Below are 21,698 nucleotides of genomic sequence, written 5' to 3' on the forward strand. Positions count from 1 at the left end.
ACAACACCTTTCAATAAATCATTGAATTCATCACAAAGGATAATTTAAAGCATCGTACCATTACTTAAATGAATTTCAGATGAGAATTTGTTTAATATTTATTTTTGTTGTTTTTAAATGATTTTAATCAAGAAACTATTTCAATACCTTATAAAAGACGATGACTTTAGCAAATATTTCCATATATCAAAAGATATATAGAAATATTTTTTAATATAAAATTACGCAAATAATAGTCGAAAAGAATTATTTCCAGGTAGGAGCAATAAAGTATCTTTTCTATGAGACGCAAATTCACTTACATGAACTGTTCATACCTACAGTGTGTAGTTTTGGCTAAGTCCTAATTTTTTCAAAAAATACATTGCTACGTGGATTTTCTATTTTCCAGAGCAAGTAATTCTTGTCACCATACACAACAAACGTTTTATAATTATAATTTGTTTCTATTTGCTTGCGCCAGCTATCTGAAGGATTTAGTAAAAAAATATCAGTGAACCCATTCGGAATATTGGGTATAGAACGGTCTTTTACTAATTGAAACTGCACTTTTGGCTGTACAAGATAGCTGAGAGAAAAGACGTTCCCATAATTAATACTAGAACCATTGCTAATCAGAAGTGGATGGGTAGCCTGATTGATAATTTTTGCAACTTGTGGATTACCGTAACTAATAACCTTACTCCACCAAGTTTCAGCCTGAGAACTCACTCCATAAGAAACTAGCCCGCAAATAATCACTAGTCCCATGATTATTTGCCAGATTCTCCGGCGTACAAAACTCTTATTATGTAGCTGCGTAGCTAGTAGGTAACTAACAGCTAGTTGAATTCCTAAATAAGAAATCAATAAATAACGTTCGGCAAGCGATCGTATACCCCCAAAAAGTAAATCTGGTAGCATTAAAGGTAATGCAGGAATCATAATCAGCGTGACTATAAACAACCAGATTTTATAGTTAGTTTTCCGACAAATAAAATAAATAGAATATCCAACAAAAACTAAAAAAAATGGCGTAATTACATAGGTAAACGGATTTTCAAAGCCTAAGTCTAAATCAAGAAAAATCCGATTTAACTGTAAAAGCCAAGATTTAATTAAAGCATCTAAGGGTAAATGTCTTTTTGTCCAAGCTGTTGAACTTTTTAATTGCAACAAGTTTACTATCACAACCAGTATCCAAGGTGTAAAAGCTAAAAACCCTGCTAAAGATGCTAATACATAAGCTTTTACTGTTTTAGTAAACTTAAATTTCGCAGTGGCAATTACATAAATACCATGAGCAACTACGACAAATCCACTGAACAAAAATGTATAGAGACTAAGCACCAAAGTGACTGCATACATTCCCCAATTTAATATGCGTAGTACTCGCTCTTGTGATTCTAACCGTAATGCTCGTAGTAATGAAGCGTTGCATAGTAATACAGTCACTATCCAGAGAATATATTCTCGTGCTTCTTGGGCGTATACTAAGTGAATAGGGGAGATTGCCATAAGTGCGATCGCAACCTCCGATACCCATGCCGATGCTTTAAATAATTCTCGACACAGCCAATAAATACTCGGAAAAATCAACAAACTGATAAAGGCAGATAAACTTCTAATTACCGTCACCGAATTGCCAAAAATTCCCACCCAAAGCCGAGCCAGTATATAATACAGTGGTGGATGCTGTGGATCGTCTACTTCCAAAGATATAATGGTGTCACGTAAGCCTTTCTCCATATTGGGACTTTGGAATTTGGCAAAACTTTCCTTATTAATTATGCGACCATTAAATATTTGCTGCTTGGCTTCATTTGATGTATAACCAGAAATCCGTAATGAAGTGAAAGTCTCATCGTGCCAGTAAACTTTGCGGTCAAGGTTAAAAAAACGAAAAAATATACCCACCATTAACAAAACTACAATGAGAAATCGTAACCTATTTGAAGCAAGTTGGAGATACCGCATAAATAAATTTCACAATAACTTGTACAATAATTATCTACTTTAATGAAACAACTTTTTTGATCGAGTGGGAAAAGTAGGTTTAATAAGATGTTTTGTAGGAACCCTTCAAGCAGGCCGATCTGTAAAGAAGGAACTTTTCAAAAGTTGGCAGCTATGGAAGAATTGTTTGCTTAATTCATAGCTCGGCAGATAAATGATTATTAGATGAGATATTACGTCGGCGCAAATTACGAGTTTTAGCGAATTTCCAAATTGAATAATAGTTATCACTATAAACAATATCTGTCTTGAATTTATACTTTTTTTCTATTATTTTACCCCAAGCCTCTGAAGGATTAAGTAAAAACACATCAGTAAACCCATCAGGAATTTTAGGAATTTTTTGATTATTCAATAACAGAAATCGCACTTTTGGTTCCAAAAGATAGCTTAAAGAAAAGACATTACCATAATTATTACCCAAAGCATCACTAATCAAAAGTGGACGATTACTCTGATTAATGATTTGGGCAACTTGGGGATTGCCATAATTCATACCCTTATTCCACCAAGTTTCTGCCTGTGAACTCACCTTAGCAGAAATCAAACCACAAATAATCACTAATACCATGATTATGTGCCAAAAGTTTCGACGCGATCCGCTCCCATTATATAGTTGCGTAGCTAGTAGATAAGCAACAGCTACTTGGATTCCTAAATAAGATGGGATTAAATATGGTTCGATAGACGATTGTATACTCCCAGCAATTAAATCTGGCAGTATTATGGGTAATGCTGGTACTACAATTAATGTGATGAGAAAAGACCAGACTTTATAGTTAGTTGCTCGACAAATAAAATAAATTGAATATCCTATCAAAATCAAAAAGCTTAGTGCAATTAAATAGCCTAGAGAATTTTCTGAACTAAGGTCTATATCAAAAAAAATCCGGCTTAACTGCATTGACAAAAATGGAAATATAGGTATTAAATCGGACTGTGTTGTTGTTTTGTCTGCGGAAATCAAAAATTGAAAAAAATCACCAATTACAACTGTTATCCAAGGCATGAAAGCTAAAAAACCTACTAGTGATGCTAGCAGATAAGTTCTTACAGTTTCAGTAAACTGAAATTTTGCAGTTATCATTACATAAATTCCATGAGCAACTGCTACAAATGCACTCCAAATAAATGTATAAAGACTAATGGCTAAAGTGACTGCATAAAGGCTCCAGATAGCGAATAAATCTGGTTTTTGTCGTTCTTCTGTTAGCTCATCTTCTAGCCGTATGGCTCGCAGCAGAGACGCACTGGATAGTAAAATGGTGACTAACCAAAGAATATATTCTTGTGCTTCTTGGGCGTATACTAGGTGAATTGGAGAGATAGCCATGAGTGCGATCGCAACACCAGGAACCGATAATGGCGCATTAAATAATTCTCGACATAGCCAATAAACACAAGGGAAAACCAGCAAACTAATGCAGGCTGATAAACTTCTAATCGCCGTCACTGAATTACCAAAGATTTCCGTCCACAATCTGGCTACTATGTAATATAACGGTGGATGTTGAGAATCTTGTTTTGCCAAAGACATAATTGTATCATTTAAGCTTTTTTCTGGATTTACACCTTGAAACTGGGCAAAACTTTCTTTGCCAATCACACGATTATTAAAAAGTTGCTGTTTAGCTTCATTTGCCGTATAACCAGAAATCCGTAATGAAGTGAAAGTCTCATCATGCCAGTAAACTTTACCATCAAGATTAGAAAAGCGAAACAATATACCCATCGTCAATAAGAAGATAGTTAAAAATCGCAACCAACTCGGAGCAAATTTGAGATGGCGCATAAGTGGGTTTCCTAAAAAGTTTTCTCAAATCATCTAATTAATTGGGCTGTATGAGGTGTCGCAGCTACGCCTGTCGTAGACATAACCAAGACTTCAAGCAAAGCCTATTTGTTAAACATCGCCAACCAAACTTGAATTTGATTGGGAGGATTGGCAATTAACACCTCTGCTTTATTAACTACAAAAATAAATGGGCAAGGTTGTATCAAATCCCGCAAAACTGGATTTGGTTTTGAAACCGAAATATCAATGGAATATAAAATAGACTAGGTATAGCCGCATCTGTGGTCAGGTGACTCCATAGCTACCGTGTATTGAGCGATCGCTTTGCGGATTATAGTTCTCAATTCTCCTAACGGCGAATAAAGGATTGTTTTTGCCTCCAGCACAGGATGGGGTGTAGAACGAGCGATGCCTGCGGCGGACTACGCCACTTAGTATTATTAACCGATCGGAATTTGAGGTAGCAGTTTAAAGTAGCTGTATCAGCAGATTGATAATACTCCTTTGCCAAGAAGATAAACTTTTGCTTTTAAGCTATCGGAGGCTAAGATCGCGCAGATGCGACAGCAGAATTTCTTGCGTTCGATTCCCAAAGGGTTATTGAGAGTGCCACTCCGTGTAGCCCTTGTAGTACCTTTCGTCGTGCAAATCTCTGTTGCTGTAGGCTTAACAGCGTTCTTATCTTTAAAAAATGGTCAGAAAGCTGTTAATGAGGTTGCTACTCAGCTGCGGAATGAAGTTACAACTCGGATTCATCAACATGTCACCAATTACATAGAGATTCCCCAACTCGTCACTCAGATTAACGCCAATGCTATCCATATTGGTCAGTTAAGTTTAAAAGATGCAAAAAGTTTAGAACGCCATTTATGGCATCAAATGCAGTTATTCAAGCTTTTAAGACCGATCGCTTTTGCAAGTACACAAGGAGAAATTCATTCGGTCGATCGCCTTCACGATGGTTCACTAGTCATCCGCAAAAAAGATCGATCAACGGGTAATAATTACTATACTTACACTACAGATAATCAAGGTAATATTGTCAAGTTACTTCAAGTTAACCAAACTTTCGATCCTCGCACTCGTCCCTGGTATAAAAATGCTGTAAAAGCAGGTAAAACTACTTGCACAGAAATTTATTCATATTTCTCTTCATCAGGTCTAGCGTTCAGTGCAACCCAACCTCTTTATGACCAGACAGGTACTTTGCTTGGAGTGACTAATGCAACGTTATCTCTCTCACAACTGAGTGAGTTTTTGCACAGTTTAAAGATTGGTCGCTCAGGAAAGACATTTATTGTCGAGCATTCTGGAGAGTTGGTAGCAACTTCAAGCGCGGAGGAACCTTTTATCCTGAGTTATGAGGGAGGAAAAAAGACATCCAAACGGCTCAGAGCGATCGCTAGCAGCGATCGGATTACTCATCTGACAATACAGTATTTGCAGTCACAATTTGGTAACTTTAAAAACATTTCCCATAGTCAGCAGCTAGAATTTGAAATTGATGGCAAGCGGCAATTCGTACAATTAATGCCCTTTACAGCCGACTGTGGGCTAGATTGGGTGATTATCGTGGTGATTTCAGAAGCCGACTTTATGGAGCATATCGAAGCTAACACCCGAACCACTATGTTGCTGTGTTTAGGAGCGTTGATCTTGGCTACAGGCATAGGAGTGATTACTTCTCATTGGATTACTCAACCAATTCTCTGTTTGAGCTTTGCCTCAAAGAAAATCGCTAATGGGAAGTTAGACCAAACCGTTAAAGTAGAAGGTATCAACGAACTAAGAGTTCTTGCTCAGGCTCATAATCAAATGGCTACTCAATTACAAGATTCATTTGCTGGACTCTTAGAGGCTAACAGGCAATTAGAAGCTGAGATTAACGAGCGTAAGCAGGTAGAAGAACAGTTACGACATAATGCATTTCACGATGCACTGACAGGTCTACCAAACCGAGCTTTCTTTATGGAGAGCTTAAAACACACACTCCAGCGAGCCAAGCGACAGAAGAATTATTTATTTGCTGTACTATTTCTCGACCTGGATCGGTTTAAGGTAATCAATGACAGTCTCGGACATCTAAAAGGAGACCAATTTCTAATTGCTATTGCAAATAGATTAGAAGTATGCATACGCTCTATGGATATAGCTGCACGGCTTGGGGGAGACGAATTTACAATCCTGCTTGACGAAATCCAGAATGTGTCAGAAGCCATCAAAGTAGCTGAACGAATTCAACAAGAACTGACATTACCCGTTGAGCTTGACGGACAAGAAGTATTTACAACGGCAAGTATTGGCATCGCTCTGAGTTCGACAATAGACTATGACCAACCAGAAAACTTGCTAAGGGACGCTGATACAGCTATGTACCGAGCCAAGGCGTTGGGCAAAGCCCGCTATGAACTCTTCAACCAAGAAATGTATACTAAAGCTCTGGTCAGATTGCAGTTAGAGAACGATCTACGGCGAGCGATAGAACGCCATGAGTTTCAGCTTTATTACCAACCGATTATTTCTCTCGCTAATGGCAGACTTTCAGGTTTTGAGGCTCTGCTGCGCTGGCAGCATCCAGAGCGTGGTTTGATTTCTCCTACAGATTTTATCCCCCTAGTAGAAGAAACCGGAATGATTGTCGAGGTTGGCTACTGGACACTATATGAGGCGTGCCGCCAGATGCAAAGCTGGCAGGTGAGCCATCCAACAAACTCGTTAGAGAAAATCAGCGTTAATCTCTCAGTCAAGCAATTTTCTCAACGGGATTTAATTGAACAGATTGGGGAAATTTTGCACTCGACTGGTCTTGATGCTAGCAGTCTTATGTTAGAAATTACTGAAAGTGTAATTATGGAAAATGGCGATGAGGCAAATATCGCACTCTCAGAACTTCGGAAGATGGGTATTAAGTTATCAATTGATGATTTCGGTACAGGCTACTCTTCATTAAGCCGTCTCCATAGCTTTCCGATTAGTGTGTTGAAAATTGACCGTTCCTTTGTCAGCCCGATAGATGCGAATGGCAAAAATTTAGAAATTATTGAGATAATTATCACATTGGCACACAAATTAGGTATGGATGTTACCGCCGAAGGAGTAGAGACAAAAGAGCAGCTAGCATTTCTGAAAAAGTTGAACTGTGAATATGGACAAGGATATTTTTTCTCGCGTCCGTTAGAGAAGGCAGCAGCAGTGGCATTAATCGTGAAAAATTCTCAGTGGTAAGGCTTTTTTGAGAGGATTTGGATAACGCCATCTGGCAAAGTCTGCAATATTAGATATAGTTAAAAAATCAATAGTTTTAAACTGCCGATCGATAGCAGGAAGGCTGCATATTTTAGCTCCAATATTCAAGTATGCCTGCAAAATTTTCGGAATCTCAACATTAGATGAATCTGGACAATTTTGAGTCAGTTCTAAACAAAATTGTGAATTTGGGTAAACCAAAATACTTGGATGTATCAAGTTATTCTGCCGAAAATAATCATAAGCGCAACTAGCTTGCCCAGGACATTGTGTGAGTAATGATGCACAGCCAAAGAAATATTGGTTTTTACTCCAGATGAGATAATTTGCCAGACCTTCCCAGAGTAGTAAAAGTGTCTGACTATTGCGATATTCTTTAGCTATACATGCACGCCCAACTTCCACTGATACCTGAAGCACAGAATTGGGAATTCCATTAAGATTAAATATATCGGTAGCATCAAATCCTAGTCTTTGAGAAGCCATTATATAGGTTTGCATCCGATAAGTTCCAATCGTTTTACCTGTATGTTTAGAGATTAAAATTAAATGATGGCAAACCGCATCAAACTTATCTATATCCATCTGAGTAAAGTTAGAAGCAGAAAATCCCAAACCTAGTTCAAGATTAAAAACTTCAAAGCGCAACCGAAAAATTGATTCTAATTCTTCTTCAGTTGAGGCCAGCCGTAGGGTATATTTTTCAGTTTGAAGGACGGGAAAATCTTCAAGAGGGGGAGGAGGATTCAGTGGGTAATCGATGTTGCGTCCAGAAACTTCCATCTATCTTCCTACTTAGATTTGCGAAATTATTCTACTAGGATTTAGGCACTATACAAACAGGTCACATTATGCATTAATGTGTCGAAGTGTAATTGAGACAGTTTTCGACAAAAGATCCTTTAGAGCAATACCCTTCGGTTAAGGATTTTTTGTACTGATTTTTGACCTGTAAAGACGCGTTAGCATAGCGGGGCGATCGCGATCGCGCAGCGTCTCGTACTCAGTCCAATTTCGCCTCTGTACCAAGGATTTTAGGTTTCGCTGAACGATATTGTGGTCTAGAGAGCTTTATTTACTTTCTTAGATTAGGGTTAGAGTGCTTTTATTATGGGCATTAATTCCCAAAAAATCTGGCAATAAGATACAAAATTTTCTTTTGATATACGCTATAGATGTAAGTCATAGCATTTTACACAAACCCTGATATACAGCAGAATTCTGAATTCAGGAGTAAAACACGCTTTATATTTAGGTAACAGACTTAGTTTGTATACCTCACTTTCCTTGAAATCTGCTATATATTGTGACGAGCATTACCCTCAGTGAGGGAGTTATGTCAATTGGTCGGCCGAGAGAAGTTGCTATGGTGTTCAAAAGTTTAAGTATTCGCAACAAGCTTTATCAAAAAGATTTTTAGAATTTCCAGCTTCAAAACCAGTTATGAATTTGCTAACTGCACATCATAGAGCTATTCCCGCTTGCTAGAGTGTGAGTAGTTCACGTAAAATATAGTGCCATTGTTGCGGCAGTTCTCATGACCTCATCTGCGTCGTTTGACACATTAGAGTCTTTACAGGCGGATATCGCTGAATTGATCGTTCGTTTACCGACATTAAAAAATCGGCAATTTATTCAGCAAGCACTTACTACTATTGTTCGTCTAGCTGATAACGAAATTGAGCGTCTCGATTGGAAAATATTATCCGCTGCATTAGCAGATATGGAGCGCGGTTTCCAGCTTTTTTATAATTACCGACACGTTCGCAAAATCACTATCTTTGGTTCTGCTCGTCTAGCGCCAGATAGGCCAGAATACCAAATGGCCCTTGAGTTTGCTCGTGCTGTTTCTCAACTAGGTTTTATGGTGATGACTGGTGGTGGTGGTGGAATCATGCAGGCGGGTCATGAAGGTGCTGGACGAGAAAATTCCTTTGGATTAAATATTCAGTTACCCTTTGAACAGCAAGCAAACCCTTTTATAGAGGGCGATCCCAAGCTAATTAACTTCAAATATTTCTTTACCCGCAAGCTGTTTCTTCTCAAAGAAAGTGATGCTGTAGCCTTGTTTCCGGGAGGCTTTGGTACTCAAGATGAAGCCTTTGAATGTATGACATTAAGCCAAACTGGTAAATTTGGGCCAGTACCTTTAGTTTTAATCGATCGCCCTGGTGGTGATTACTGGCGCTCTTGGAGCGAATATATTGATAAGCAATTAGTGCAAAACGGTCTTGTCAATCCTGAAGACCCCAGCCTTTATACGGTGACAGATAATCTGGATGTGGCTTGTGATGCTATCACCGGTTTTTATCAGGTTTATCATTCTAGCCGCTATGTAAGCGATAAGTTAGTCATCCGCCTGAAGACAGATATATCAGACGCTCTTTTAGAAAAACTTAATGCTGATTTTAGCGACATTATTATTCAAGGAAGAATTGAAAAAAGTCAGGCATTACCTCAAGAAGCACAAGATGAAACTGTTGGACTACCTCGCCTCATTTTATACTTCAATCAACGCGATTTGGGACGCTTGTACCAGATGATTGCCACAATTAACCGGATGGGTACTCCTTCACCAGAGGATGCAGCGCATCCAGAAAGAAAGTAGGTAAGCTAAAACACATCTAAATTTGCATATTAAAATTTTCTCAATATCTTGTGGGGCGGACATCTTAACCGCCCTGATTATGCAACTTAAATGCTGATTAGTTTATTAAGGGAAAAAAGGGGGAGAATTTTGAATTACTTTCCCTTTACTTGTTTCAAGGTTATAGAATTACGTCACCGATCGCGCGCAGTGTAAAGTCTTTTCTTCTCAGGCTGTCTGCGACATGCTGCGCGTAGCTTACTTCTTTGCAAGAGTACGCCAACGGCGTAGTATCTGCACCGATCAAAAGTATTTTTATATTCATGCGGCTATCTTCATGAGCAATGGGCATTTTGGCATTGTCCAAGCAAGCCACGAAAACAATATGATTCACCCTACTTACAGATGAGAAAAACACTAGTTATTATGACTCAATACTGATTTTTGTAAAAAAGCTTGTATATTAGCACAGTAAACAACGCTTGAGATCCTAACAGAGGAATAAAAAATGCTGGAATTATTGGGTTCAGGTTTGGTGTCGCTTTGGCTGGAAATGGCTGGGGTACAAATCAAACCTCTAGATGCCTTAGATGCACTAACTTGGCAAAGTAGCCCTGGCTTAGTTCTTGCCCCCGATCCAAATCCAACTGGGGCGACTACAGTGCAGGAATATTTGAAAAAGCTCATTACATCAAAAGTGGTGGCGCAAAATCTGGCTGAGAGTCAGGGAATTTGGATGCAGTCGGGACCAATGCTGATGGCAAATCACCAAGGTACAACACCTTTGCCGGCTGCTTCTTTAACTAAAATTGCCACTTCACTAGTTGCTTTGAAAACTTGGGGGCCAGATTACCAATTTGATACTTTGGTGAGTGTCACTGGGCCAGTGGTAAATGGAGTTGTGCAGGGCGATTTGGTGGTTACAGGCCGTGGCGATCCTTTGTTTGTTTGGGAAGAAGCGATCGCTCTTGGTAATACTCTCAATAAAATGGGCATTAAGCAAGTAAAGGGGAATTTGATTATTACTGGCAGTTTTGCCATGAATTTCCAACGTCAACCGATGCTAGCCGGTCTGATGCTCAAGCAAACACTAAATCGTGCCACTTGGGGACGCCCTGCGATTTATACACACTCAATCATGCCCAAGGGAACGCCCAAGCCTCAAGTTCTCATTGCAGGTGCGGTGAAAGTTGAGGCACAACCAAACCCCCAACAAACTTTATTACTGCGTCATCGCTCATTGCCCTTGAAGCAACTACTCAAGGAAATGAACGTTTATAGTAACAACGATATGGCAGAGATGCTGGCAGATTCAGTGGGAGGAGCAACTGTAGTCCAATCAACTGCTGCCAATCTTGCTAGAGTGCCACAAGTAGAAATTCAGTTAATCAATGGTTCTGGACTGGGCCCCGAAAATCGCATTTCCCCCAGGGCTGTTTGTGCCATGTTTATGGCTATTCAAGCTGAAGCATCTGCCCATCAACTGAATTTGGCTGACTTGTTTCCCATGTCTGGATTCGATCACCGGGGGACACTACACACCAGACACATTCCCCTGGCGACTGTGATCAAAACTGGTACTCTCCGGGATGTGAGCGCTTTAGCGGGAGTGATGCCCACACGCGATCGCGGTTTGGTTTGGTTTGCTATTATCAACCGTGGGACAAATGTCTGGGGTTTGCGGACTGGACAAGACCAACTTTTGCAAAGTGTTGTTAAACAATTACAACTACCTCTCACCGTTCCTGTTAACCTCACTCCCCACTCAGCCATCAACTCTTTACCCCAGCTAGGTGCAACTAATCGGAATGAAATTTTATACAAAAGTTAGTTCATCTATAGTCTAGAGTTAAAAGAGAGAGCGGACTAATCTTATTAGCAATCCAAAAGTTTTATTTATGGGTAAAAACCGAACTTGTAAAGGGTAAATGTCCATAATAGCTTTTGGGTTAAATTTTCTATTAAGTTGATTATATGTAGTTCGCAAAATGCCCTAACCCCATGAGTGGAAAAAGCAGGCGAAACCTGAAGTAAAAATAACTGTAAATAGATTTGTCACGACTAAGCAAAAATTAGGCTTATAAATTAGGTTGTGATTATGCGATTTCCCAAAATATCTCGGTCTCTACGTCAACTAAGTACTCATGTTTTAGCGATCGCGCTAGGAGTTGTGCTAGCGGTTAGCACATTGCAGGTGTTACCCTCCCAAGCCGAACCAGCACCTACAAGAACTGCTCTTGATACTTCAAATCTAATTGCTCAACGGCAATCACCAGCCACTGCTGCGATCGGTAGCAGTAGCTTTGTTACAGCAGCAGTAAATCGTGTTGGTTCAGCAGTTGTCCGCATTGATACCGAGCGAACAATTACTCGCCGCGTCGATCCATTTATGGAAGACCCCTTTTTCCGTCGGTTTTTTGGTGATGGTTTCTCCCAACAAATGCCGCCTTCTGAGCAGTTACGCGGTTTAGGCTCAGGTTTTATTATTGACAAGAGCGGGTTAGTTATGACTAATGCTCATGTGGTCGATAAGGCTGATAAGGTAACAGTCCGACTCAAAGATGGGCGCACCTTTGAAGGGAAAGTTCAGGGTATTGATGAAGTCACAGATTTGGCAGTAGTCAAGATTAACGCTGGTAACGATTTACCAGTCGCCCCCTTGGGTTCTTCCACTAATGTACAAGTAGGAGACTGGGCGATCGCAGTTGGTAATCCTTTGGGATTTGATAACACCGTTACCTTGGGAATTGTTAGTACCCTCAAACGTTCCAGCGCCCAAGTCGGTATTAGTGACAAACGTTTGGATTTCATTCAAACAGACGCCGCCATTAACCCTGGTAACTCTGGTGGGCCACTATTGAATGGTCAAGGTGAAGTAATTGGTATTAACACAGCCATTCGCCCTGATGCAATGGGTATTGGGTTTGCAATTCCCATCGATAAAGCCAAAGCGATCGCCGCGCAACTGCAACGCGATGGCAAAGTTGCTCACCCTTATCTAGGCGTGCAAATGCTAACTTTGACACCCGATCTCGCCAAGCAAAATAACACCGATCCCAACTCTCCTATTCAAATACCAGAAATCAATGGTGTTTTTGTTATGCGAGTCGTCCCCAATTCTCCTGCGGCATCTGCGGGTATCCGGCGCGGGGATGTAATTCTGCAAGTTGATGGTAAAGCAATTACCAGTGCTGAACAATTGCAGAATGTTGTGGAAGACAGTCGCCTTGGTCAAGTATTACAAGTAAAAGTGCAACGAGGTAATAAGACAGAGCAGCTTTCAATACGCACAGCTGAGTTACAAAATGCTTCGTAGAACACATCTGTTATTGGTGTCAACTTAAGCATATTAGACAGTCTAGAAAAGCTTTCTCTCGTTCCCAGCCAGAGGCTGGGAATGCCCCCTGTGAGGCTCCGCCTCGTTTACTAGCGGCACCAGCCCAATGAGGTAGATTTCCCGATTCTAGCTTCTTTTCCACGCAAATATGTAATTTAAAAAATTTATTATCACTGAACTCTTTTCTAGAGTCTGTTTATGTTTCCATGTCTTCATACCTTTGACGAACCTCATTCAGAATACTTAAACAGCTTGAGCTTAAGCCCAGATGGAATTCTTTTGGTAGGCTGTTTTCACAATTTTGTCAAGGTTTGGGATTTAACTACTGGGAATACCAACCATTCATTTGAACTACATGGAGATCGGTATGGTCACTTTAATACTTTGGTAAATCCAGACTGGAAAAGCATCATCAGTAATGATAGCTATGGCAATCTTCGAACCTATGACTTTTGGACAGGAGAGGAAGTCTTCTGTTTTCAAGGAGATTCCAGTGCTTTAGCATTTACTCCTGATGGAAAAATATTAATCAAAGTTTGGCATAGTAATGAAAGTTGCCGTAATCATTAAAGCATCTGTCTTAGCTAATCCCGCCTAATGCTGAAATAACATCTTGGACTGGCTGATGCCGAAATTTACCTGTATGAAAATCAGCTAGCGTTTGTTGGGCATCCGTCGCTATTTCTGCACCACGATTTTCGCGGTGGCGGTTTTGGAGAATCTTGATCGGCGTTTCTTGCTGCTCAGGGGAAAGTTGCAAAGCGTCTTTCAGCACTCGATCGAGAGTACTCACGATCGAGTTAGACTATCAACTGCTCTTAGAAACTCGATCGTGTCTAAATCACTTACCAACAACTAATACCAGACCTTCATGGGCTAGTATGGCTTGAGGAAAAGCAGATTTAATATCTAATTGAACCCGATCGAGAAAATCATCATGGTCATCTGGGTGGTGATGAGAAATAGCTAGCCGTTTGACACCAGCACTCAGAGCGGCATTCACCGCAGCTTGCCAGAGTAAATCAGCAGAATCATGGTTGTGAGATGTCGGCGGAGTGTAAGTAGCATTGGCAATCAGTAAGTCAACGCCTTTAATAAACTCTAAAATCCTCTCTCGCTCCACTTGATCGGCATTCTCGTGCAAATCCGTGATGTAGGCAACACTATACTCTTGCCAAGTAACTCGGTAGCCAACTGACCGCTGAGTTTGATTAATTAATGCCGTTGTAATGGTGACATCATCTAACTTCACGTCACTTTCTGGAGTCAGATTGTAAAATTGCAATTCTGACTGCATTACCTGTAAAGGGTAAGGAAAGTGTGGCTGGAGCATCTGATCGTACAGACATTGTTTGATTGAAGCTCCATTTGAGGCAGCTGTGCCGTAAATATGGAAGCAATTTTCCCCAATAAATGCGGGAGCAAAAAAGGGAAATCCTTGAATTCGGTTTGATTGGCAGTTGGTAAAAAATAAATGGGCTTCTAGTGGCTGTTGCAGTTCTTGCCAAGTTTTACCCAGTATGCGTAAGCCAGTACCACCATCAAAAATCAAGCGTTTCCCAGCTACATGTATTTCTACACAAGCAGTATTACCACCATAACGATTGGTGTTGCTACTAGGAGTGGGTATCAAACCTCTGACACCCCAGAATTGCACGATAAATTCACCTGCTGGGCTACTGGGCAGGGTAGATGACTTTTCAGGTATGTAGCTCTGGGAATCCGACAACTCAAAATTTGACATTTTCCTTGAAATTAGACCTTAGCGAGCAGGTCATCGTAGCGCCGCACTTCCAACAGCCTGTTTTTTTCGTCCACAATGACTACCGTAGGAGAGTAACTTTTTAACTCTTCTGGAGTGAACTGCCCGTAAGTCATTATAATCAAGCGATCGCCAATAATGCCTAGACGTGCCGCACCTCCATTTAGCTCAATGATTCCTGAATGGGCTGGAGCGGGGATCGCATAAGTAATAAAGCGCTGACCGTTGGCACTATTAACTACTTGCACCTGCTCATAAGGTAAGATACCAGCTTTTTCCAAAAGGATTTCATCAATGCTGATACTACCCACGTAGTTGATATTCGCCCCCGTAAGGGTGCAATTATGAATTTTTGCCAAAAGGAGAGTACGCTGCATTCTGGTTTGGGTTTGGTGGCAGTTTTTTGCGAACCGTAACAAGCGAAAGTGATTAAAGTGAGGAGTTAAGAATAAAAATTTATAACTCTTAACTCCTAACTCCTAACTCCTCTATTATCCTCTATAAGCTTTGATGGATTTTTCTACTAAAGCTGCAACCTTGTCCACATCTTGCCAACCAAGAATTTCAGTCACCTTTTTTTCCAAATTTTTATAACTACGGAAAAATTCGGCAATTTCCTCTAAGCGGTGTGGTGCTACATCATTCAGGGATTTTACCTGAGTGTAGCGCGGATCTTTGTCAGGAACACAAAGGATTTTTTCATCGCGATCGCCACCGTCAATCATCTCTAAAAAGCCAATTGGTCGCGCAGCAATAATACAGCCGGGAAAGGTCGGCTCGTCAATTATGACCATACCATCTAGGGGATCGCCATCATCAGCCAAAGTATTCGGTACAAAGCCGTAGTCATAAGGATATTTTACCGAGGAGTAAAGTACTCGGTCTAGAGCAAAAGCTTCTAGTTCCTTGTCGTATTCGTATTTATTTTTACTTCCGCCAGTAATTTCAATCAGAACGTTGATTAGGCCAGGTTTCGGTTGGGCAGGAATACGAGATAAGTCCACAAAAAACTCCTCTGATAACGGTGAATCATGGGGGCACTCAGTCAGCTTCGCTCCCCGTGTAGAATTTTAGGGCAATATGGATCTCTTCCCAAGGTATTTGTTCTATGGCATAGCGCACAGGGGAAGAAACTTTCAGATGTAACCTATTCCCTTGAATTAGCCAAAAAATAGAAAAAGCGTTACGAGCAAACTTCGCAACGCTTTTTCCAAGAGGGTATTATGGATATCCTCTGCCCTTAATTGTTGTTAGAGAGATTTCTGTCCTAACTTTGTTAAGACAACTCAAATTTGGAGTCACACAATCCAGATTTAGCTTATTCTTGACGAACTACACCTACATCTACAGAGATTGTCTACAAAATCAGTGTTCTGCTTTTTGTAGGTATCCTCATGAGGAAATGTGACTAGGAAGCTCAATCGATCAATCTTGATTTCCTTGTATGTTTTGGATCAGAGGTTGCTGGTTATTTTGAACATTAGTTGAAGAATAGTGGGCGATGACAAATACGGGTAAGGTAAGAGTCAACAGAGCGATCGCAGTTCCCACAATGTCTGCCAAACGTTGGGAATATGTAGCGGCATTGGCAGACTGGCTATTTGAATTCATACAAAATTGAAGTTCTTCGTAACACTGTGTAGATTTACTCTCTGAGTGAGAGTATTAATGCTATTTTAGCTATTTTTAAACTGTAAAATGTGTAGCATTCTACAATTTAAACCAGTTATACAACTGTCATAGCAGCCTTTTTATACATGGAATTCTTAATACAAAGTTACAAGTAAACAAATCATGTTTTATTTTGTAATTAATATTTTCAGGTGTTTCCCTGTATGGTGTAACGGGTTGCATACGCAAAGCAAACTTTGACAGCATCATAAGTTACATTTTTTCGCTGATTAAAGATTAATTAGCAAAACATATTTATCCGATACTTCATGATTATAACATCCTATAATGCCTTTGATAAGGTCATTTTACTGGAATTGCTAATTTGTGATACAGGACACAAAACAGCAATTGCACTGATAGATATTCAGTGCTTTTGATTGTTATATAGTAGTTATACACAAAAATATTTGACACCAAAGAAGAAATAGGTAGTAATGATTTTTGTAACCAATGATAACTACCGAATAAACACAGATACATCAACTGTATAAGGCAGAATGGATTCAGTGATATCACTAAACAAATATTTAAGAATTTAAATTTTGCAATCTGTGTAATATCACAGCACTTTTGTCAATCTACATAAAGATAGAGTAAAAAAGTTTTAGAAGGTGGCGTAGACGTGTAGTAAGTTATTACCAAACTTTCCCCATATCTGAACAAAATACCCAATCCCAATTTCCAAATTATAAATCTGTATAACTTTTTGGATAAATTAAAATCTAAGACGAAAGATTTGATAACAAATTAATCAGCTAAAAAAACCGCCACTAAATATAATAGGGCGGTTTGGTTAAGCAATCGGAGGGTAATTACAGATTACTCTGCTAATAAATGAAATTGCTGTAACGACGTTTGCACTAAATTGGGCATTGGGCAAAACAGTTCTGAGTGCTAAGTGCTGAGTTAGGAGTTAGGAGTTAAGAGTTATTCTCCCCCTGCCTCCCCTGCTCCCCTGCTCCCCTGCTCCCCTGCTCCCCTGCCCCCCTGCCCCCCTGCTTCTTCATCTTCCTACTCCCTTCCATAAACACTGATTGGTTCCTTGATAAATCGGGTGTAAAGATGCTTAAACGTAGACTTAATTACGCGGGGCATACCAAAATCAATGGGCATTAACTTGTCTGGTAGCCGCCAATCTTCTATTTTTAATAAGTCAGGATTTAAATGTGGAAACTCTATGGCAGCAAGTTCTGGACAAACTCCTAGCCTTTGAGAAGCTGCAACTGTGGGCACTTGTTCAGGAGAAACATTGAGGATTTCCACCATTGCCCGATCTAAGGCAAATATATCTGATGCGGCTGCTAAAATGCCCAGTTGGCGAGGTTCTCCGTTGCTGGGGCCATTACCTTCATGACCGATGATGCCATCTAATATGGTTAAGTCAGGGTTAATCGCTCTGGCAGTTTCTACTAACATTTCACCAAATCTATTTGCGTCTTTTCCCGCTTCCATGTGCCACCAAGCTTTCATTTTGCCGGGGACACAACCAAACAAGTTTTTTACGCCCAGTGTTAATGTCAACTGGGCATGTGATTTAACTTTCGGTAGGTTAATCACTACGTCTGCTTCCATTGCTTCTTTAGACAGTCGCAGATGGTTAAAATTGTCACTGACGGTTTGGTAACGCTGACCGTGAAAATCGATGATGGGAAGATTGAGTTCTTCTAAAATAGGCAGATAGCCATTTGCTATTGCTACGCCCTTGGCACTGCCAAAAGCAGGACTATCGCCCAAAAAGGGCTTACCGCCAACCTCAATTACCATTTGGGCAATTTCATAAACTAGTTCGGCACGGGTGATACATTCTTTACCAGGACGCGATCCTGTAAGTAGGTTTGGTTTTAGTAAAACGCGATCGCCTTTTTTTACAAATGCTGCTATTCCTCCAAAAGGTTCCAGCAGCGTAACTAAGGATTCTCGTAAAGCCTCTCGTGCGTATGATGTAGCCCGAATGAGACTAACAGCTGGTTTTTGAGTCTGCATGGTATAGGTAGGTGATAGGGAATAGGGGACAGGGAACAGGCAATAGAGGATAGTAACCTATAACCTGTAACCCATAACTCATAACCTATTATTCTGTTTTGAGCGGTAAGATACCACTCATTTGTTCTAGATTTAACACTGTGGCTAAATCTGTTTCACTCATTAATCCTCGTTCTAAAACAATTTGCCGCAGAGATTTACCAGTTTCTAAAGATTCTTTGGCAACAGCTGCGGCATTTAAATAACCGATGTGGGTATTTAGTGCAGTTACTAAAGCTAAACTGCCTTCGGCATAAGCTAAACAACGTTCCTGATTAGCAGTAATTCCCTCAATGCAGCGTTCGGTGAGTGCAGCGATGGTATTGCCAAGAATTTCGATACTGTGAATTAGGTTATAGGCAATTAGCGGCATCATCACATTTAATTCTAATTGTCCGGCTTGTGCGGCTAAAGCGATCGCACTGTCGTAACCCATCACCTGAAAACACACCATTGATGTCATCTCTGCCATGACTGGGTTATATTTCCCTGGCATAATCGATGAACCGGGTTGCACTGGAGGCAGTTGAATTTCTTTCAAGCCTGTTTTTGGCCCCGAATCCATCAACCGTAAATCATGAGATATTTTGGCTAAATCCTGGGCTAAATTCCGCAAAGCACCGGAAACATTTACAAATGGCGCCATACTTTGCATAGCTGCCATGAGATGCGGCGCAGGTTCTAATGGAGTATCAATCAATTCTGAGAGAACTTCTACCACGCGAGCGCGATACAAAGGATGAGTATTTAATCCCGTTCCGGCTGCACTACCTCCCAAACCCAGCACCATCAAATCTCCAGAGGCTGTATAAATCCGGTTTTGGTGTTCTGTAAGAATTTGCGCCCAAGCCCGAAAATTCTCACCCAAGCGCACGGGTACTGCGTCTTGTAAGTGGGTTCTGCCAGATTTGACGATATCTTGAAATTCTACAGCCTTTTTTTCTAAAGATGCGATCGCACCATCTATTGCTGGGTGTAATGTCTTGGATAATGCCAATAATCCACCAATGCGAATTGCAGTCGGAATCACATCATTGGTAGACTGCCCATAATTAACATGATCGTTCGCACTAACACGTTTGTAATTGCCCTTTTCTTCACCCAGAATTTCTAAGGCGCGATTTGCCAAAACTTCGTTGACATTCATGTGGTGGGATGTTCCAGCACCCGCCTGATAAATATCCACGACAAATTGATCGCGGAATTTTCCAGCTAAGATTTCATCAGTTGCTTGCACAATCGCCTGACTAATATCTTGGGGAATGCAATTTAGTTCTCCATTGACAATTGCTGTAGCTTTTTTAATTATCAACCCAGCATCTACGTAAGTAGCTAAAGGCTTGATACGGCTAATGGGGAAGTTTTCAATCGCCCGTAGTGTTTGAATACCGTAATAAACGCTACTAGCAATTTGGCGATCGCCCATCGAATCGCGTTCGATGCGGAATTGGGAATCTGTGTGTTCAGTCATAGTATTGTTTTAGGAGAGCTACAGAAAACAGATTTTCCCATGCAGGTACACTCAGATACACTAATCTGCATATATTTTGCATATTTGCTTGGCTGTTTGTTGCTTTACACTAATTAATTTTGAATTTTCAATGACTTTACCCAACTGGATTACCTTCTCTCGCCTTCTGGGTGTACCATTTCTGCTTTATGGCTTGTACAACCCCACACCACAAGCTAGGTGGATATGTTTGGCGATTTTTATTGTTGCGGCGTTAACTGATTGGTTAGACGGCTATTTGGCGCGAAAACTCAACCAAATTAGTGAGTTGGGTAAATTTCTCGATCCATTAGTCGATAAATTTCTAGTACTTGCGCCGTTGCTGGTTTTTATTGAACTAGGAAAAGTGCCTGCTTGGGGAGTGTTTTTGATTTTAGCGCGGGAATTAGCGATCGCTGGTTGGCGGGTGAATCAAACGACAATTACCGGAGCGAATATTTGGGGTAAACTCAAAACTGTCAGTCAAATAGTTGCGATCGCACTTCTGATTGCACCACTACCTGAAGTATGGCAAAGTCCCTCTCTGATTGCCTTTTGGATTTCTGTTGCTTTGACTTTAATATCTGGAGCAATTTATTTAATACCACAAAATCAAACCAGTCAAAATACACCGTTAGGTACAAAGTGAACTAAAAAAAAGCTGCATAAGACTGATGTTTACTATTTAAAACTCCCTGAATAAAACTTTGCCTAAATTCATAGCCAATAGACTCAAAAAACTTTGCGTTCCTCTGCGCTATACTCTGCGCCCCTTTGCGTTTAAACTTAAACCCTCAATCCACTTCACTTGCACACAGATACTACTTTATTTATCAAAATCATAGCTAGGTAATCCAGCAACATCAGTTTGGAGAGCAAACAAATCACCTGAGTAGAAACTTTTTTCAATCTCCCCTTGGCTGAGTCCAACTGAAGCAGTGGTAATATAAAGTGTTTGCAAATCTTCGCCGCCAAAAGTGCAACTGGTTGGCAATTGTACAGGTAAATTTATCCGCAATATCTCTTCACCCTTAGAGTTGAAACGAATCACACACCACCCATCCCACATGGCTGACCAAATATTTCCTTTACTATCTATTGTCAACCCGTCGGGGTAGAAAGATTCATGAGTTAAATCAACAAAAATCCGGCGATTAGTAATGCGGCCTGTTGCTGAATCAAAGTCGTAAGCATATATTTTTTGCTGAGGAGAATCAGTTAAATAAAACGTTTTTTGATCGGGACTCCACCCCAGACCATTAGAGATTGTCAATCCTGTTTCCATCACATGCAATGAACCGTCACGATCGTAGCGATAGAGGTTAGCCTGGGGTTTTTCTGAAGAACACATTGAGCCGATCCAAAAGCGGCCTTGAGGGTCACATTTGCCATCATTGAGACGGTTCTCTGGCAGATTTGCTTCAATCTCCAAAATGGGAGTAACTTCACCTGTCTGGGTGTTGAGGAATGCCAGGTGATGACGCAGTGCCATAATTAATCTATCTGCACCTGCTATTGCGATCGCGCATACCACATCTCCCACATCAAAAAACAAATCTTTCCCGGTAGCAGGATTGAACTGATGTACCCGATGGTTGTAGATATCAACCCAGTAAATTAAGTTTTGGCTAGAATCCCAGATAGGGCCTTCACCCAAACGGGCACGGGCTTCTAGAATATTGTGGAGTGGATATTGTACCATAAGTAGTTAATTTAAGTATTAAATAAAGTATCTATTTCTACTTAGTATCTGCTTAGTCTCTACTATTAAATTATTGGTTTAACTTAATA

At 40.4% G+C, this 21,698-nt stretch carries 17 protein-coding genes; 6 read left to right on the top strand and 11 right to left on the bottom strand.

What is annotated here, in order from left to right; genetic code table 11:
- Nucleotides 1–336: 336 nt before the first annotated feature.
- Nucleotides 337–1,956, bottom strand: a complete 1,620-nt coding sequence (locus AC1F2U_RS14345; RefSeq protein ID WP_480261728.1) for a glycosyltransferase family 39 protein — start codon at nucleotides 1,954–1,956, stop codon at nucleotides 337–339.
- A gap of 175 nt (nucleotides 1,957–2,131) precedes the next feature.
- On the bottom strand, nucleotides 2,132–3,787 hold the full coding sequence (locus tag AC1F2U_RS14350; protein WP_480261729.1) for a glycosyltransferase family 39 protein: 1,656 nt from the start codon (nucleotides 3,785–3,787) through the stop codon (nucleotides 2,132–2,134).
- Nucleotides 3,788–4,348: 561 nt separating this feature from the next.
- On the opposite strand from AC1F2U_RS14350, the gene AC1F2U_RS14355 reads away from it, so the two are divergent.
- Entirely contained in the window at nucleotides 4,349–7,015 is a 2,667-nt protein-coding gene (locus AC1F2U_RS14355; protein ID WP_480261730.1) for a bifunctional diguanylate cyclase/phosphodiesterase, read from the top strand.
- Here AC1F2U_RS14355 and AC1F2U_RS14360 read toward each other — a convergent pair.
- On the bottom strand, nucleotides 6,989–7,819 hold the full coding sequence (locus AC1F2U_RS14360; protein ID WP_480261731.1) for a GNAT family N-acetyltransferase: 831 nt from the start codon (nucleotides 7,817–7,819) through the stop codon (nucleotides 6,989–6,991). The genes AC1F2U_RS14355 and AC1F2U_RS14360 overlap by 27 nt on opposite strands.
- Nucleotides 7,820–8,573: 754 nt before the next feature.
- Between AC1F2U_RS14360 and AC1F2U_RS14365 the strand changes: the two genes are divergently transcribed.
- The 4 genes from AC1F2U_RS14365 (at nucleotide 8,574) to AC1F2U_RS14380 (ending at nucleotide 13,530) form a co-directional block, all read left to right on the top strand.
- A complete protein-coding gene (locus AC1F2U_RS14365; RefSeq protein ID WP_480261732.1) occupies nucleotides 8,574–9,644 on the top strand; it encodes an LOG family protein in 1,071 nt (356 codons plus the stop codon).
- A 487-nt stretch (nucleotides 9,645–10,131) separates the two neighbouring features.
- Complete coding sequence (locus tag AC1F2U_RS14370; protein WP_480261733.1) at nucleotides 10,132–11,454, top strand: D-alanyl-D-alanine carboxypeptidase; 1,323 nt, start codon at nucleotides 10,132–10,134, stop codon at nucleotides 11,452–11,454.
- Nucleotides 11,455–11,721: 267 nt separating this feature from the next.
- The gene (locus AC1F2U_RS14375) at nucleotides 11,722–12,939 is read left to right on the top strand and encodes an HhoA/HhoB/HtrA family serine endopeptidase (protein WP_480261734.1); all 1,218 of its coding nucleotides are present in this window, start codon (nucleotides 11,722–11,724) and stop codon (nucleotides 12,937–12,939) included.
- A 219-nt stretch (nucleotides 12,940–13,158) separates the two neighbouring features.
- Nucleotides 13,159–13,530 carry a WD40 repeat domain-containing protein gene (locus AC1F2U_RS14380; protein WP_480261735.1) on the top strand — a complete coding sequence of 124 codons (372 nt, stop codon included), beginning with the start codon at nucleotides 13,159–13,161 and terminating at the stop codon, nucleotides 13,528–13,530.
- Between the two features lie 10 nt (nucleotides 13,531–13,540).
- Here the strand turns inward: AC1F2U_RS14380 and AC1F2U_RS14385 are convergent, their stop codons facing one another.
- The 7 genes from AC1F2U_RS14385 to AC1F2U_RS14415 all read right to left on the bottom strand — a co-directional run bounded on the left by AC1F2U_RS14385 (nucleotide 13,541) and on the right by AC1F2U_RS14415 (nucleotide 19,889).
- Complete coding sequence (locus tag AC1F2U_RS14385) at nucleotides 13,541–13,753, bottom strand: hypothetical protein (RefSeq protein ID WP_480261736.1); 213 nt, start codon at nucleotides 13,751–13,753, stop codon at nucleotides 13,541–13,543.
- Between the two features lie 48 nt (nucleotides 13,754–13,801).
- Nucleotides 13,802–14,704 (bottom strand): MBL fold metallo-hydrolase, encoded by a 903-nt coding sequence (locus AC1F2U_RS14390; protein ID WP_480261737.1) that lies wholly within the window; start codon nucleotides 14,702–14,704, stop codon nucleotides 13,802–13,804.
- Between the two features lie 11 nt (nucleotides 14,705–14,715).
- Nucleotides 14,716–15,099, bottom strand: coding sequence for an aspartate 1-decarboxylase (gene panD, locus AC1F2U_RS14395; RefSeq protein WP_480261738.1), 384 nt, complete (start codon nucleotides 15,097–15,099; stop codon nucleotides 14,716–14,718).
- A 114-nt stretch (nucleotides 15,100–15,213) separates the two neighbouring features.
- Nucleotides 15,214–15,726 carry an inorganic diphosphatase gene (locus tag AC1F2U_RS14400; RefSeq protein ID WP_480261739.1) on the bottom strand — a complete coding sequence of 171 codons (513 nt, stop codon included), beginning with the start codon at nucleotides 15,724–15,726 and terminating at the stop codon, nucleotides 15,214–15,216.
- Nucleotides 15,727–16,147: 421 nt separating this feature from the next.
- Nucleotides 16,148–16,333: a TLTLP motif-containing protein gene (locus AC1F2U_RS14405; RefSeq protein ID WP_334839187.1), complete on the bottom strand. Its 186-nt coding sequence runs from the start codon at nucleotides 16,331–16,333 to the stop codon at nucleotides 16,148–16,150.
- A gap of 1,074 nt (nucleotides 16,334–17,407) precedes the next feature.
- A complete protein-coding gene (locus AC1F2U_RS14410) occupies nucleotides 17,408–18,379 on the bottom strand; it encodes an Npun_F2552 family protein (RefSeq protein ID WP_480261740.1) in 972 nt (323 codons plus the stop codon).
- A gap of 88 nt (nucleotides 18,380–18,467) precedes the next feature.
- Complete coding sequence (locus tag AC1F2U_RS14415) at nucleotides 18,468–19,889, bottom strand: aspartate ammonia-lyase (RefSeq protein WP_480261741.1); 1,422 nt, start codon at nucleotides 19,887–19,889, stop codon at nucleotides 18,468–18,470.
- A gap of 130 nt (nucleotides 19,890–20,019) precedes the next feature.
- Here AC1F2U_RS14415 and pgsA point away from each other — a divergent pair, with 130 nt between their 5' ends.
- The gene (pgsA, locus tag AC1F2U_RS14420; RefSeq protein ID WP_480261742.1) at nucleotides 20,020–20,556 is read left to right on the top strand and encodes a CDP-diacylglycerol--glycerol-3-phosphate 3-phosphatidyltransferase; all 537 of its coding nucleotides are present in this window, start codon (nucleotides 20,020–20,022) and stop codon (nucleotides 20,554–20,556) included.
- A gap of 177 nt (nucleotides 20,557–20,733) precedes the next feature.
- Here pgsA and AC1F2U_RS14425 read toward each other — a convergent pair whose 3' ends face one another.
- Nucleotides 20,734–21,609, bottom strand: coding sequence for an SMP-30/gluconolactonase/LRE family protein (locus AC1F2U_RS14425; protein WP_480261743.1), 876 nt, complete (start codon nucleotides 21,607–21,609; stop codon nucleotides 20,734–20,736).
- Between the last annotated feature and the right edge of the window lie 89 nt (nucleotides 21,610–21,698).

The sequence above is a fragment of the Nostoc sp. LEGE 12454 genome, assembly GCF_056620565.1.

Coding starts and splice junctions, on each gene's coding strand:
- AC1F2U_RS14345 (WP_480261728.1), bottom strand. CDS start 1,956: ATGCGGTATCTCCAACTTGCTTCAAATAGGTTACGATTTCTCATTGTA.
- AC1F2U_RS14350 (WP_480261729.1), bottom strand. CDS start 3,787: ATGCGCCATCTCAAATTTGCTCCGAGTTGGTTGCGATTTTTAACTATC.
- AC1F2U_RS14355 (WP_480261730.1), top strand. CDS start 4,349: ATGCGACAGCAGAATTTCTTGCGTTCGATTCCCAAAGGGTTATTGAGA.
- AC1F2U_RS14360 (WP_480261731.1), bottom strand. CDS start 7,819: ATGGAAGTTTCTGGACGCAACATCGATTACCCACTGAATCCTCCTCCC.
- AC1F2U_RS14365 (WP_480261732.1), top strand. CDS start 8,574: ATGACCTCATCTGCGTCGTTTGACACATTAGAGTCTTTACAGGCGGAT.
- AC1F2U_RS14370 (WP_480261733.1), top strand. CDS start 10,132: ATGCTGGAATTATTGGGTTCAGGTTTGGTGTCGCTTTGGCTGGAAATG.
- AC1F2U_RS14375 (WP_480261734.1), top strand. CDS start 11,722: ATGCGATTTCCCAAAATATCTCGGTCTCTACGTCAACTAAGTACTCAT.
- AC1F2U_RS14380 (WP_480261735.1), top strand. CDS start 13,159: ATGTTTCCATGTCTTCATACCTTTGACGAACCTCATTCAGAATACTTA.
- AC1F2U_RS14390 (WP_480261737.1), bottom strand. CDS start 14,704: ATGTCAAATTTTGAGTTGTCGGATTCCCAGAGCTACATACCTGAAAAG.
- panD (WP_480261738.1), bottom strand. CDS start 15,099: ATGCAGCGTACTCTCCTTTTGGCAAAAATTCATAATTGCACCCTTACG.
- AC1F2U_RS14405 (WP_334839187.1), bottom strand. CDS start 16,333: ATGAATTCAAATAGCCAGTCTGCCAATGCCGCTACATATTCCCAACGT.
- AC1F2U_RS14410 (WP_480261740.1), bottom strand. CDS start 18,379: ATGCAGACTCAAAAACCAGCTGTTAGTCTCATTCGGGCTACATCATAC.
- AC1F2U_RS14415 (WP_480261741.1), bottom strand. CDS start 19,889: ATGACTGAACACACAGATTCCCAATTCCGCATCGAACGCGATTCGATG.
- pgsA (WP_480261742.1), top strand. CDS start 20,020: ATGACTTTACCCAACTGGATTACCTTCTCTCGCCTTCTGGGTGTACCA.
- AC1F2U_RS14425 (WP_480261743.1), bottom strand. CDS start 21,609: ATGGTACAATATCCACTCCACAATATTCTAGAAGCCCGTGCCCGTTTG.